Consider the following 13,394-nt stretch of genomic DNA (forward strand, 5'->3'; position numbering starts at 1 on the left):
ATCCAGAAGGGCGCCAAAACGATCGCGCCGGGAGGAATTCGCCATGTCCGACAGCGCCCTGCCGCTGGTCATCAGCGCGCCCGAACCGCGCACGCTCGACCTCATCTTCACGCCGCCGCAGCTGGCGCGCTTCAAGGCGAAATATCGCATCGTCGAGACGACGCCGGACGGCGTGGCGAAACTGCCGGCCGATGTGCTAGCCGAGGCCCGCTACATCGTCGGCCAGCCGCCGATCGCGGCCGAGACGCTGGAGAAGATGAAGGCGCTGCGCTGCGTCTTCAATGTCGAGAGCAACCTCATCGACAACATGCCCTATGAAACGCTGTTCGCGCGCGGCATCCATGTCGTCACAACGGGCCTGGTCTTCGCCGAGCCGGTGGCCGAGCTCGGCCTTGCCATGGCGCTCAACCTCGCCCGCGGCATCGTCGATGCCGACCTTGCCTTCCGCAAGGGCGAGGAATTGTGGGGCGGCGACGGCAACCGGACGGCGCGGCTGTTGTCAGGCGCCGATGTCGGCATCATCGGCTTCGGCGATCTCGGCCGCGCGCTGAACCGGCTGCTGTCGGGTTTCCGCACCAGGACAAAAGTCTTCGATCCCTGGCTGCCGCCGTCGATCCTAATCGACAATGGCGTCGAGCCGGCCGCGATGGACGAGGTGCTGTCCGCCAGCGACTTCGTCTTCGTCGTCGCCTCGGTGACCAGCGAGAACCAGGGCTTCCTCGGCGCCGACGCCTTCGCCAGGATGCGCAAAGGCGCGGCCTTCATCCTGCTCAGCCGCGCCGGCGTGGTCGACTTCCCCGCTTTGATGGCGGCGGTGAAGGGCGGCCACATCCTCGCCGCCAGCGACGTCTTCCCCGAGGAGCCGCTGGCGCGGGACCACCCGGTGCGCGCCTTGCCCGGCTTCCTGCGCTCGGCCCACCGCGCCGGGGCGCTCGACATCGCCTTCAAGCGCATGGGCGACATGGTGCTGGAGGACATGGACCTGATCGACCGCGGCCTGCCGCCGCTGCGCTCCAAGCGCGCCGAGCGCGAAACGGTCTCGCGCATGCGCTCAAAGCCGGTGGACAGGAACTGACAGGGCGGCGACGTCCCTCGCGTCGCTTGACAAAAGCATGGCCAGCGACGACCCTCGCCCGGCCCATCTGGGGGCTCGGCAAGCGGCAGGGACCGTCGGCGGTAATGGCGCAGCTGGCGGGCTCAAGGCCAATCGGTCCGGCCGGCCAAGCGGTCCGGTTCTCTTTTTTCGCCATGGCAAGGCGGCAAGAGCGGCCCTCGCCATGAGGCTGTCGAAAACGCGACGGAGCGCGATGCTCAACACGATCGATTATGGCGGCAAGGAAGCCGATATCGTCCACGCGCTGGAGGAAGACATCATCTTCGGCAGGCTGGCGCCCGGCGCGCGCCTAGTCGAGGACGTGCTGCTCGCCCGCTTCCCGGTGTCGCGCCATACCATTCGACAGGCGCTCTATCAGCTCGAAAGGCTAGGCGTCGTCACGCGCGAGCGCAACAAGGGCGCCATGGTGCGGCGGCTGTCGCCCGACGAGGTACGGCAGATCTACGAGGTGCGCGAGATGCTGCAGCGCCAGGCGGCGCTGATGATCCGCCTGCCGGCGAGCGATGCGCTGGTCGAAGAGCTGACGCAGATCCTCCGCATCTATAACGACCATGTCGAGAGCGGCTACCTGCGCGGCATCCACGAGGCCAATGATCGTTTCCATCTCACCATGTTCTCGGCCTGCGGCAATGCCTATCTGGTGGCCTCGATCGAGCATTACATGCGCCTCAGCCTGCCGGTGCGGGCTAACTCGCTGGCCGACAGGGAAAAGCTCGACATCTCGCGCCAGCACCACGCGATGATGATCGAGGCGCTGAAGCGCCGGGACAATTGGGTGCTGGCGCAGCTCTGCGTCGACCATTTGCAGCCCAGCAAGGCGTTCTATCTCCAGGAGATCGAGAGCGGCTGAGACCGCCCTGGCTAAAAGGCGCAAGACTGACAACAGGCCGAGCGGCGCCGGCGCCTTCTATCTCACCTTCACGACCACCTTGCCCTTGGCGCGCCCCGTCTCGACATAGGCCAGCGCCTCGTTGGTCTTTTCGAATGGGAATACCTGATCCATGACAGGGCGTATGACGCCGGATTGGATGAGCGACGTGATCCTGCTCAGTTGATCGCCCTGCGCCCACATGAACAGGAACGAATATCCGACCCCGGCGCGTCTGGCCTTGCGGCGTATGCCGCGGCTCAGCAGGCGCAGGACCAGTTTCAGGACAATGTTGAGGCCTTTGTCCCTGGCAAATTCGGGATCCGGTGGACCGGAGATGGAGATGAGCTTTCCGCCCGGCTTCAGCACATGCAGGGATTTCTCGAGCGTCTTGGGGTCCTGGCTGTTCAGGACGACGTCGTAGCCATGCAGGACCTTCTCGAAGTCCTCCTTCTTGTAGTCGATGACGACATCGGCTCCGAGACGTCTCACCAGATCGGCGCTCGCGGCGCTGGCCGTCGTCGCAACCGTGGCGCCGAGATGTTTTGCCAGTTGGATGGCGAATGTCCCCACACCGCCGGAGCCGGCCTGGATGAACACCTTCTGCCCTTTCTTCAGCCCTGCCCTGTCGACGAGCACCTGCCAAGCGGTCAGGCCGACCAGCGGAATGGAGGCCGCCTCCTCCATGCTGAGACTGTCGGGCTTCAAGGCCACGTCGGCTTCTTCGACGGCGATGAATTCGGCGAATGTCCCGATCCGTCCGTCGCGCGCCCGCGCATAGACTTCGTCGCCGGTCTTGAATTTGCGTACTTTCGACCCGACGCGAATGACGATGCCAGCCACGTCATGGCCAAGGATGAATGGCGGGCGGTAAGGCAATATGAGTTTGAACTCCCCGTCCCGGAGTTTGGAATCGAGAAGGTTTACGCCAGCGGCGTGGACCTCGATCAGGACATCGTTGTCGCGCGGTTCCGGCTCAGGCATCTCTGCAAGCCGCAGGGCGCCCTTCTTCTGATATCTGTCGACGACAAAGGCTTTCATCACATTCGCTTTCTTGAAATGAATCCCGATATCGGACAGGCTGGGCTTTCGGCGCAGCGAAACTGCTTGTGCGGGCACCGACTTGGCACGTTCCGTTCAGGCAGGCAGGCGGAACTGCTTGCGCAAGGTCTTGTCGAACGTCGCGGCGGGCGCGAACCGCCGCAGCGTGCTGACCAGGCGGGCTGTCTTGCCGGCGGTGTAGCGTCGGCGCTGACGCTTCTCGGTGGCGGCCCTGAGTACCACATTCGCCACCGCTTCCGGAGGGTCTGCTTTCGGCATCACGTCGCGAAGCAATGCGTCGATACCGGCGCGGGCCTGATCGTATTCCTTCATGACGGAATCGGGCTCGAGCCCGTTCTGGTCGAACACGGTGCGCACGAAGGCAGGTTCGATGACCGAAACCCGGATGTTGAAAGCGCGAACCTCGTGGTCGAGCGATTCCGAATAGCCTTCGAGCGCGTGCTTGACGGCGGAATAGTGGGCCGAGTACGGCGCGGGGACCAATCCCAGGATCGAGCCGATATTGACGATGCGCCCCCCGCCGCGCCGCCGCATCGACGGCAGCACCGCGTTGATCATCCGCATGACGCCGAACAGATTGACATCGAACAGGGCCTTGGACTGGGAAACCGAGGATTCCTCCGCGCCTCCCAGCAGCCCGACGCCGGCATTGTTGACCAGAAGGTCTATCCGGCCGGTCCTGGCGAGGACATCTGAAACCAGAGCTGCGACCGACGCGTCATCGGTCACGTCACAAACCAGCATCGATATTCCGTCCGAGCCCTGGCCTGATATTTTGCGGCTGGTGCCGAAGACGGTGAAACCCGCCCGCGCCAAAGCCTCCGCGCTGGCGCGGCCGATGCCGGAGGAGGCGCCGGTCACGATCGCCGTCTTTCCTGAATTCCGGTTCATCTGGTGACTCCGAACTCGAGAGGTCTTGCCTCTCGGCGATGATTGAATTATGATCGTAATATCACATTACGGGTGTAATGCAATAGGGAAGCGGAAGGAGCGCCATGCGCTACGAAAAAGGCCGGAAGGACGCATCACGGAGCCGGATCATGGAGGTCGCCGCCGAACGGTTTCGCGGTGACGGCATCGCCGCGTCCGGACTGGCAAGCATCATGAGCGACGCCGGCATGACGAACGGCGCCTTCTATCCACACTTTCAATCCAAGGCCGAACTCGTCCGCGAGAGCATGGTTGCGGCACTGGAGGCTCAGTCGCAGCAATTGCAGGAGGCGTTGGCCTCGGGAGGGCTGGAGTTGGCCCTCGGGATGTATCTGTCGCCCGAGCACCGGGATCATCCGGAGACCGGCTGTGCTTCGGCGGCGCTGTTGCCCGAAATCGCGCGTCAGCCATCCGAGACCCGCGCGCTCTACACCGAACGATTAATGACTCTGGTGCGCCAGCTATCGGCGCAGTTGCCGCCTGGAATCCCTGATCCGGAGGGCGTTGCATTGGGCGTTTTCGCGGCGCTCATCGGCGCCCTTCAACTGTCCCGCGCGGTGGAGGGAACCGAATTGTCCGATCGCATGCTGACGGCGGGGGCGGAGGCGGCGCGGACTCTGGTCCAGCCGCGCTAGGGTGAAGAGGAAGGCGCTATCCCGCGCGATGCGCCCCGGCTGCAAATCTAACGATGCAGCCAAACGAAGAAAAAAGCGGAAAGTTTCGCCGCCGTTGAACAATATATTTGTTCAGACCGGGCCTCAGCTGGCATGGCGAACCGGAACTTTCCTCCAAACCTTCCGTTTCTTTGAAGATCGTTGCTTCGACGGTCGAAGAGCAACAGGGAAGGATCCTATCATGAACATCAAGATGATCTGCGTCGGCGCGATGACGCTTTCGATGCTCGCGGGCTCGGCCCTCGCCGCCGCGAACAAGGGCACGTCGGCACTCGACGACCCGGCCAAGATGCAGCCCTTCTACACCGACTCCAGCATGAAGAAGATGCGCAGCAGCGACGAGTTCACGAAAGCGTGGAAAGCGCTCACTCCGGAAGACCAGAAGATGATGATGACGGCCTGCGACGATGAGGCCAAGGACGCCAACGCCGCCAACAGCCATCCGGAGTTCTGCAGCAGCGTCAAGGCGAATGGTGGCAGCAAATAGACCGGCAAAGAGCAGGCTTTTATAGCCCGCACCCTGAAGACAGCCCCGTCTCGCGGGGCTGTTGTCATTCGCCGACGCGCCGGCCGGTTTCGGCGTCGAACAGATGCGCGCAGGCGCGGTCGACCTCGATGCGCACCGGCTGGCCCTGCTTGAGCGCCAGCCGCTCGCGGAAAAGGCAGTCTATCTCCTCGCCGCCGCAGTCGACCTTGGCGAAGATCTCCGAACCGGTGGCTTCCAGCAGCGTGACGCTGCCGGGTATGCCTTGGCTGCTGGCGCGGATGTGTTCGGGGCGGATGCCGTAGACCAGCTCTCCGCCCGGGACCTGTGCCGGATGAAGCGGCGCCGGCAGCGGCAAGGTCAGCCCGCCTGCGCTGCGGAAGACGCCTTCCTCGATGCGGCCGCGAATGAAGTTCATGGCGGGCGAGCCGATGAAGCCGGCGACGAAGAGATTGGCCGGCTGGTCGTAGAGGTCGAGCGGCGCGCCCACCTGCTCGACCAGGCCGTCATGCAGCACCACGATCTTGTCGGCCATGGTCATGGCCTCGATCTGGTCATGCGTGACATAGATGGTGGTGGTGCCCAGCCGCTGGTGCAGCGCCTTGATCTCGCCTCGCATCTGCACGCGCAGCTTGGCGTCCAGGTTGGAGAGCGGTTCGTCGAACAGGAAGACTTGCGGGTCGCGCACGATGGCGCGCCCCATGGCGACACGCTGGCGCTGGCCGCCCGAAAGCTGGCGCGGGAAGCGGTCGAGCAGCTTTTCCAGGCCGAGGATACTCGCCGCCCTGTTGACGCGGCCGGCGGTATCGGCCGGATCGGCTTTCTTGATCTTGAGCGCGAAACCCATATTGTCGGCCACCGTCATATGCGGGTAGAGCGCGTAGTTCTGGAACACCATGGCGATGTTGCGGTCTCGCGCCCTGAGATCGTTGACGACCCGCTCGCCGATGGCGATCATGCCGGCCGAGATCGTCTCCAGCCCCGCGATCATGCGCAGCAGCGTCGACTTTCCGCAGCCCGAAGGTCCGACCAGGATCACGAACTCGCCATCGGCGATGTCGACGCTGACGTCGTGAATGATCCTGGTCGCTCCGAATGCCTTCTGCACATTGTTGATGGTCACCGCTGCCATTTCATGTCCTCACCTGGAAAGAGTGTCGTCGGCTTCAGCCGCCCTTGACCGCGCCGGCGGTCAGCCCGGCGACGATCTGCCTTTGCGCGAACATGGTCAGCACCAGCACCGGCAGCGTCACCACCAGTGCGGCGGCGGCCAGCGGCCCCCAGCTCACCTGCTCGTAGGAGAGCATGTTGTAGACCGCGACCGGCAAGGTCCGCGTCTCGCGGCTGGCCAGCACCACGCCAAAGACGAAATTGTTCCAGGAGAAGATGATGGACAGGATGAAGGCCACCACGATGCCTGGCCTGGCGATGGGCAACGCGACCAGCCGGAACACCTGCCATGAGGAGGCGCCGTCCATGCTGGCGGCCTCCTCCAGCTCCATCGGCGTGGTTTCGAAATAGCCGATCATCACCCAGACCACGATCGGCACCGTGACCACGAGATGGATGATGATCTGCGGCCACAGCGTGCCCAATATGCCCGCCCACTGGAACAGCAGGAACAGCGGGATGAGATAGGACAGCCCCGGCGTCATGCGCGCGATCATGATGACGACCGCCGACCGTTCGGCCTTGAGCCGCGCTATGCCGTAGCCGGCAGGCACGCCGATCAGCAGCGCCAAGAGCGTCGCCGTGCCGGTCACCAGCACCGAGTTCCAGAAGTAGAGCAGGAAATTGTTCTCCTCGAACACCTTGGCATAGTTCGACCAGGCCACGTGCTCGGGGATGAAGACCGGCGGCGAGGCGCCGTTGTCGATCTCGAATTTCAGGGACAGCGAGATCATCCAGAGGAAGAACAGGATCGCCGGCGAGACGAAAACCAGGGCGGCGAAGAACAGGCCTATCCGGTTGAGCAGTCGCGAACGCATCTATTTGCCCTCCGCGTCGGTCCAGCGGCTGCGCTGGCGCAGCATCAGCAGGACGAAGGACAGCGCTACGATAAGAACGAAGAACACCACCGCCATGGCCGAGCCGTAGCCGACGTCGTAATAAGAGAAGGCGATGTTGTAGAGATAGATGTTGATGGTCTCGGAGGCCGTGCCCGGCCCACCCTGCGTCATCGCATAGATGATGTCGAAGCTCTTCAGTGCGTCGATCGTGCGGATGATCACCGCGATCATCAGGAACGGCGCGATCATCGGCAAGGTCAGGTAACGGAACTGCTGCCAGGCATTGGCGCCGTCGATCTCGGCGCTCTCGAAGGGTTCGCGCGGCACCGAGGCCAGCCCGCCCAGCACGATCAGCATCACCAGCGGCGTCCACTGCCAGGTCTCGACCGCAACCAGCGAGGGGATGACCGTCCTGGCATTGAATATCCATTCCTGCGCCGGAATGCCGACCAGCGACAGAAGGTAGTTGAGCACGCCGAGTTGCGGATGGAACATCATCGTCCAGACCAGCGCCACGGCGACGGGCGTGGCCATCATCGGCATCACGAAAATGCCGCGCAGCACGCCGCGCAGCGGGAACCGGGCATCGAAGATCAGCGCCGCGACCGTGCCGAGCAGCATCGGCGCGGCCACCGAGAGGAAAGTATAGGACAAAGTGTGCGCGAGCGATTCCCAGAACCGCCCATCGCCGACCAGTCGCAGATAGTTCTCCATCCCCGCGAAGCTTCGCGACTGGCCAAGCGTCCAGCGGTTGACGCTCATCCACAGCGTGAAGGCCCAGGGAAAGACGATGACGGCGCCGACGACGACCAGCGCGGGGACGACGAAGGGCCAGTAGCTGGGAACCAGCTTGACGGGCCGGCCCCCCTCGCTTGCCTGTTTCGTCACCCCGGTGCGATCGATCGTCGCGCCGGCGCGATCCGTCGTCGCCCCGGCGCCACTCGTCGTCGCTCCGGCGCGCTCTGGGGCAGTTGCGGACATCAGCCTTGCTCGCTCCTGTCGAGGACCGGCTGGAACTGTTCCGTCGCCTTCTTCAGTTCCTCCGCCGGGTCGGCCCCGGCGAGCAGGTTGCTGAGCGCCACGCCATAGATGTCGCGGAATTCGGTGACCGGGATGATGACCGGCAGCGCCAGCCGGCTGACATTGCCCGAGCCGACCACGGCGTCGAGCCAGCTCGCCGGCATGGTCACGCCTTCGCGCACCTTGGGGTCTTCCAGCACCGATTTGCGGAACGGCACGCCGGCACCTGCCTGCAGCAGCCGCGCGCCCATGCCGGCCGACACCGCCCATTGGCAGAAGAGGTAGGCGGCTTCCTTCTTCTCGCTGGCCGTGGTCACGCCGAGCCCGTCGCCGAACGTACCCGAGGCATGCGCCTTGGGGCCCTTGGGCATCACGCCGTAGCCGACCTTGCCGACCACCCTCGACTTCTCCGGATTTTCCATCGGCGGCGCGAAACCGACGCCGTCGAACCACATGCCTATCTTGCCTTGCAGGAAGGCGGATTGCGCTTCGGCCCAGTTGAAGCCGGTGACGCCGGGCGGCGCGGATTTGGTCATCAGCCGCTGGTAGAGGGCGGCGGCCTCTACCGCCTCGGGCGCGGTGGTGCGCAGCTTGCCCTTGTCGTCGAGCGGCGTCATGTCGTAGCCGAGCATCAGCGAGGTCCAGACCGGCGTGTTGGCATTCTTGAGGCCGCGCGCGACGAAACCGTAGGTGTTGGTCGACGGGTCGGTCAGCGCCTCCGCGGCCGCAACGAGCTGATCGAAGGTTTCGGGGTATTTGAGGCCCTTGGCCTCGAACAGCTCCTTGTTCCAGTAGATTATCCAATAGTCGACCGAGAACGGCAGCGAGCGCAGCACGCCCTGGCCATCCTTGGCGAACAGCATGCCGGCATCGGCAAAGTCCTTTTCGACCAGGCTCGGATCGGTCAGCGTCGGGTCGGCAAGGTAGCCCGATATGTCGGCAAGCCAGCCGCCCTTCTCGAACTGCCGCTTCTGCACATGGTAGCTCAGATGCACGACGTCGAAGCTGGGTTTGCCGGAGCTGAGCTCGATCACCGTCTTCTGGCGCTGCTGCTGCTCGGGCGTCGCCTCGGCATTGACCTTGATGCCCGTCAGATCTTCGAACTCGGCGAGATATTTGATCAGCGTGTCGCTGCGCGGGCTTTTCACCAGATTGACATCGAGCGTCGTGCCCGCGAAGCGCTTCCAGTCGACGCCGGCGGCAAGGCTCGGGCGGATACCGGCAAAGCCGGCGCCGGCGAGCATGGCGGCGCCCGCAAGGAGCTGTCTTCTGGTTGGGTTGAATGGATTGGACGGCATTTCTTCCTCCCGGTTGCTGTCGTTGTCGATTGCGCCGCGACAGGCACGGCGCGGCCTGCTTCCTCAGATATGGAGCGCCAGCCGGCGCGCATTGTCGATATGCTGGCTGATCGCCTCGACCGCCTTTTGTGGATTGCGGCTTTCGAGGGCTTCGATCACGCTCAGATGCTCGCGCATCACCGGCACCACGCGCCCGTCGATGCGGAACCGTTCCTGGTGGATCAGGCGGATCTTCACCGAATTGACTAGATAGGCCTTGGCAATGATCTCGTTGCCGAGCGCATCGATGAAAGTATCGTGCATGGCCCAGTCGATGGTCTGAGCCCTGGCCTCCATCTCCGGCGTCGGGGTCTGCGCCAGCGCCTGCGCCAGCATGTCCTCATGCTCGCGGCGCAAGCGCGCGAGTTCGTCGTCGGAGGCGCTGACGGTGAACAGCGCCACCGCCTCGCGCTCCATGAACAGGCGGAACTGGAAGGCCTCGCGGATCAGGCTGATGTCGATGTGCGCAATCTGCATGCCGCGCTGCGGAATCGTCGTCAGCAGCCCCTCGGCTTCCAGGCGCGGCACGATCTCGCGGATGGCACCGAGCGGCAGGCCAGTGAAGGCGACGAGTTCGCGCTGCGACACGAACTGGCCCGGCTTGAGGTCGCGTGCCAGCAAATGCCGCGTGAAGCTGGCATAGGCCTGCTCCCGCAGATTTGTCTGGTCGCCGCCATTGGCCATTTCAGCGCTTCCCTTCCCGTCAGGCCGCCGCGGCCGCGAAAAGAGTGTCGTAGGCAGCGCCAAGCTGCTGGCGCCCCGGCGCCGCGATCGGCTCGAGCGGCGGCCGCACCGCCAGCCAGCGCTCGTCGCCGGTTTTGCGCGCCACCATCACCTTGACCGCAGGAATGACCGGGTGCTTGAGCAGCTCGAGCACGAAACGCTCGACCCGCGCATCGTCCTGCCCCGTCTGCGCCATGGCGAGGACCTCGCCGGCGGCGAAATTGGCCATGCCCGAAATCGCGCCCTGGCCACCGATCCTGACCGCCCGCGCCAGATGCCGCTCGTCACCGATCAGGATCACCAGATCGCCATGGGCGCCGAGCAGCGCCTCGCTATAGGTCCAGTCGCCGCCGGAATCCTTGACGCCGGCGACCACGTCCGGAAACGCCTGGCGCAGCCGGCCGATCAGCCCCAGCGAAAGCTGCACCGTGGTGACCGAGGGAATGTTGTAGAGCAGCACGCCGCGGGCCAGCGGACCGAGAGCGGCAAAGACAGCGGAAAACCAGCCGAAAAGCCCATCGTCGCCGATATTCTTGAAATAGCTGGGAGGGGCAAGGAGGATGTTGCGGGCGTCGCGCTGCAAGGCATGCCGAGCCTGCTCGGCTGCATCCTCGGCCGCATCGACCAGCACGCCTGCGACAAGCTGATGCGGCGCGATGCCGGCCGCCAGCATCGCCTCGGTGACAGCCCGCCGCTCCTGGGTGCCGACCGAGGCGCCCTCCCCGGTGGTGCCGAAGAGCGTCACACTGCCGCAGCCTTGCGCCAGGCAACTCCGCGCCAGGGCCACCATCGGGGGAATGAGGATCTGCCCCGACGCATCGAAAGGCGTGGCCAGGGCAACCGAAAGACCAAAGCGCGATGTCACCAGCGAGTCTCCAAAAGAGCAGTTCGCAGGCAGTGCTATCACGCTAACATGTTAGTCGTAAATAGGGCGGGCACCATTTACCGGAAACATAAGATGTGAGGCGTCCGGCGGCAGGCGTCATCCATGCCTCGCGTCACCGTCATCTCCGTTTCTGCCGCTGTCCTTTTTCCTGCCATGTTGCGTTGCGAAAGATTTGTTGCATTGCGATACGATCCGCCCCGACTAACAATGGTCGCGGGTTGGGCTTGCACGAAGGATTTGTCGTGGCAGCATCGTTCCGACCCGATATCGAGGGAATGCGCGCACTGGCGGTAGCAGGCGTCGTCGCCTATCATTTCGGCCTCGCCGCCCTGCCCGGCGGTTTTGCCGGCGTCGACATCTTCTTCGTTATCTCCGGTTATCTCATCACAAGACACCTTTTGCAGGAGATCGGCGAGAGCGGCCGGCTGAACCTGTGGCGCTTCTATGCCCGCCGCGCCCGGCGGTTGCTGCCGGCCTCGCTGTTCGTCATCCTCGCCACGCTGCTGGCCGGCGCCTTCATCCTGTCGCCGGAGGAACAGGCGCTCTATTCGAAGGGCGCGATGTTTGCCTCGGCCTATATGATCAATCTGTGGCTGATCCGCTGGTCGTTCGACTATTTCGCCTCAGATGCCGCCAACAACCCGTTCATCCATTTCTGGTCGCTGTCGGTGGAGGAGCAGTTCTACCTCGCATGGCCGGCGCTGCTTGTTCTCGCCGCATGGCTGCGGCCGGGACGGCGCGCCGCTATCGTGGTCATCGGCGTCACCGGCCTGGTTTCGTTCGTGGCCTGCGCCTGGCTGACCAGCGTTTCGCCGCCCTGGGCTTTCTATTTCTCGCCGCTGAGGGCCTGGGAGTTCGCCGCCGGCGGGCTTGCTACGATGGTGCCGGCGAATTTCCTCCAGTACCACCCGCGGCTGCGCGCCGCGCAAGGCTGGCTCGGCCTGGCGCTGATCGTGCCCGCCTATCTGCTGCTGGACGAGGCGCTGCCCTTCCCCGGCCTGCTGGCGCTGCTGCCGGTCGTCGGCACGGTGCTGCTGCTGGTCGGCGGGGCAGGCGAGCGCCAAACGGGTGGCAAGCTGGCCGCCGGCCCCACGGCTGTCCTGTCGCTGCCGCCCATGCAATGGATCGGCAGGCTCTCCTATTCGCTCTATCTCTGGCACTGGCCGGTCATCGTCTATGCGGGAATGGTCACCGCGGAGCTTTCCGGGCTGGACAGGTTTGCCTGCCTGGCACTGACGCTGATGCTCTCCATCTTCACCTATCACGTCATCGAAAACCCCGTGCGCCGCAACGGCTGGCTGATGGCAAGCGCCGCCCGCGCGCTCGTGCCCGCGGCGCTGCTGACCGGCGCCGGCGTGGTCGCGGCCTACGCCAATGCCAAGTTTGCCGTTCACGAACTCGATCCGGAGCAGCGCGTCATTGCCCAAAGTGCGGCGCGTCCATCCACCGCGCGCGCCAGGGGCGGCTGCGTGCTCGACTTCGAGACCGTCACCCCGAAGCCTTGCGTGTTTGGCGCCAAGGATGTGAAAGGCACGATCGCCTTGTTTGGCGATTCACATGCCGACCACTGGTCGACGCCGCTGATCGAGGCGGCCGAAAAGCGCGATTACCGGGTGGTTACCTGGCTCAAATCCTCGTGCCGGGCGTCCCGGCTGTCGACATGGTCGAGCAAGCTGAAGCGCGACTACGCCGAATGCGACCAGTGGCGCGAGCAGTCGATCAAGGAGATCCTGGCGCTGAGGCCGGCCCTGGTGGTGATCTCGGAAATAGCCCTGACCAGTTCGCGCAAGATGGCCGCCGGCAAGGATGAGCCCGACAGTCAGGACGCGGAGTGGAAAGCGGGCCTGCGTTCGACGCTGGAGACGTTCAGCAAGGCCGGGCTGAAAGTCGCCTTCATCCGCGACGTGCCCTTCAACGACGAGCAGGTCGACACCTGCGTGGCGCGTGCGCTGTGGCGCGGCGACGCGCCCTCGCTCTGCGATCAGACGCGCGCCTATGCCGCCAACGACGCCATGGCGGCGGTGGAGCGCGACGTCGTGCGCAGCATTCCGAACGCCCGCTATGTCGATATGACCGACCAGTTCTGCAACCAGACCACCTGCCATGTCTTCATCGGCGGCAAGATCGCCTTCCGCGACCGCCACCATCTGGCGACCGCTTTCGCCGAGACGCTGGAGAAGCCACTGGAGAAGGCGCTGTTTTAGAAGGGGTTAGCGTCCCTTCTTCAAAAGGCGCACTGCCAAGAAGCCGCCCCGCCCCCTCACAGCGCGCGCGGGCACGAAACATT

General features: G+C 64.5%; 13 protein-coding genes. 5 read left to right on the forward strand and 8 right to left on the reverse strand.

What is annotated here, in order from left to right; genetic code table 11:
• Positions 1-43 precede the first annotated feature (43 nt).
• Entirely contained in the window at positions 44-1,075 is a 1,032-nt protein-coding gene (locus LB547_RS09310) for a hydroxyacid dehydrogenase (RefSeq protein WP_140499087.1), read from the forward strand.
• 232 nt (positions 1,076-1,307) lie between these two features.
• Positions 1,308-1,964, forward strand: a complete 657-nt coding sequence (locus LB547_RS09315; protein ID WP_140759684.1) for a GntR family transcriptional regulator — start codon at positions 1,308-1,310, stop codon at positions 1,962-1,964.
• Between the two features lie 57 nt (positions 1,965-2,021).
• On the opposite strand, the gene LB547_RS09320 is transcribed toward LB547_RS09315, so the two are convergent.
• Together LB547_RS09320 and LB547_RS09325 are read right to left on the reverse strand one after the other, a co-directional pair.
• Positions 2,022-3,023, reverse strand: a complete 1,002-nt coding sequence (locus LB547_RS09320; protein WP_140499092.1) for an NADP-dependent oxidoreductase — start codon at positions 3,021-3,023, stop codon at positions 2,022-2,024.
• Positions 3,024-3,119: 96 nt separating this feature from the next.
• A complete protein-coding gene (locus LB547_RS09325; protein ID WP_140499093.1) occupies positions 3,120-3,935 on the reverse strand; it encodes an oxidoreductase in 816 nt (271 codons plus the stop codon).
• Positions 3,936-4,039: 104 nt separating this feature from the next.
• On the opposite strand from LB547_RS09325, the gene LB547_RS09330 reads away from it, so the two are divergent.
• The gene (locus LB547_RS09330) at positions 4,040-4,609 is read left to right on the forward strand and encodes a TetR/AcrR family transcriptional regulator (RefSeq protein WP_140649244.1); all 570 of its coding nucleotides are present in this window, start codon (positions 4,040-4,042) and stop codon (positions 4,607-4,609) included.
• A 220-nt stretch (positions 4,610-4,829) separates the two neighbouring features.
• Positions 4,830-5,135: a hypothetical protein gene (locus LB547_RS09335; protein ID WP_140499097.1), complete on the forward strand. Its 306-nt coding sequence runs from the start codon at positions 4,830-4,832 to the stop codon at positions 5,133-5,135.
• A 64-nt stretch (positions 5,136-5,199) separates the two neighbouring features.
• On the opposite strand, the gene LB547_RS09340 is transcribed toward LB547_RS09335, so the two are convergent.
• The 6 genes from LB547_RS09340 to LB547_RS09365 form a co-directional block, all read right to left on the reverse strand.
• Positions 5,200-6,264, reverse strand: a complete 1,065-nt coding sequence (locus LB547_RS09340) for an ABC transporter ATP-binding protein (RefSeq protein WP_140759680.1) — start codon at positions 6,262-6,264, stop codon at positions 5,200-5,202.
• A 34-nt stretch (positions 6,265-6,298) separates the two neighbouring features.
• Positions 6,299-7,120, reverse strand: coding sequence for a carbohydrate ABC transporter permease (locus LB547_RS09345; RefSeq protein WP_140499101.1), 822 nt, complete (start codon positions 7,118-7,120; stop codon positions 6,299-6,301).
• Complete coding sequence (locus LB547_RS09350) at positions 7,121-8,122, reverse strand: carbohydrate ABC transporter permease (protein WP_224655839.1); 1,002 nt, start codon at positions 8,120-8,122, stop codon at positions 7,121-7,123.
• Positions 8,122-9,459: an ABC transporter substrate-binding protein gene (locus LB547_RS09355; protein ID WP_140582537.1), complete on the reverse strand. Its 1,338-nt coding sequence runs from the start codon at positions 9,457-9,459 to the stop codon at positions 8,122-8,124. The genes LB547_RS09350 and LB547_RS09355 overlap by 1 nt, the downstream gene beginning before the upstream one ends.
• Before the next feature lie 63 nt (positions 9,460-9,522).
• Positions 9,523-10,182 (reverse strand): GntR family transcriptional regulator, encoded by a 660-nt coding sequence (locus LB547_RS09360; RefSeq protein ID WP_140499104.1) that lies wholly within the window; start codon positions 10,180-10,182, stop codon positions 9,523-9,525.
• A gap of 19 nt (positions 10,183-10,201) precedes the next feature.
• Positions 10,202-11,086 (reverse strand): dihydrodipicolinate synthase family protein, encoded by an 885-nt coding sequence (locus LB547_RS09365; RefSeq protein WP_140759677.1) that lies wholly within the window; start codon positions 11,084-11,086, stop codon positions 10,202-10,204.
• Between the two features lie 263 nt (positions 11,087-11,349).
• Between LB547_RS09365 and LB547_RS09370 the strand changes: the two genes are divergently transcribed.
• The gene (locus tag LB547_RS09370; RefSeq protein WP_140759674.1) at positions 11,350-13,311 is read left to right on the forward strand and encodes an acyltransferase family protein; all 1,962 of its coding nucleotides are present in this window, start codon (positions 11,350-11,352) and stop codon (positions 13,309-13,311) included.
• The last annotated feature ends 83 nt before the right edge of the window (positions 13,312-13,394 follow it).

Origin of the sequence: Mesorhizobium sp. B264B1B (assembly GCF_020165765.1) — a bacterium.
GTDB lineage: Bacteria > Pseudomonadota > Alphaproteobacteria > Rhizobiales > Rhizobiaceae > Mesorhizobium.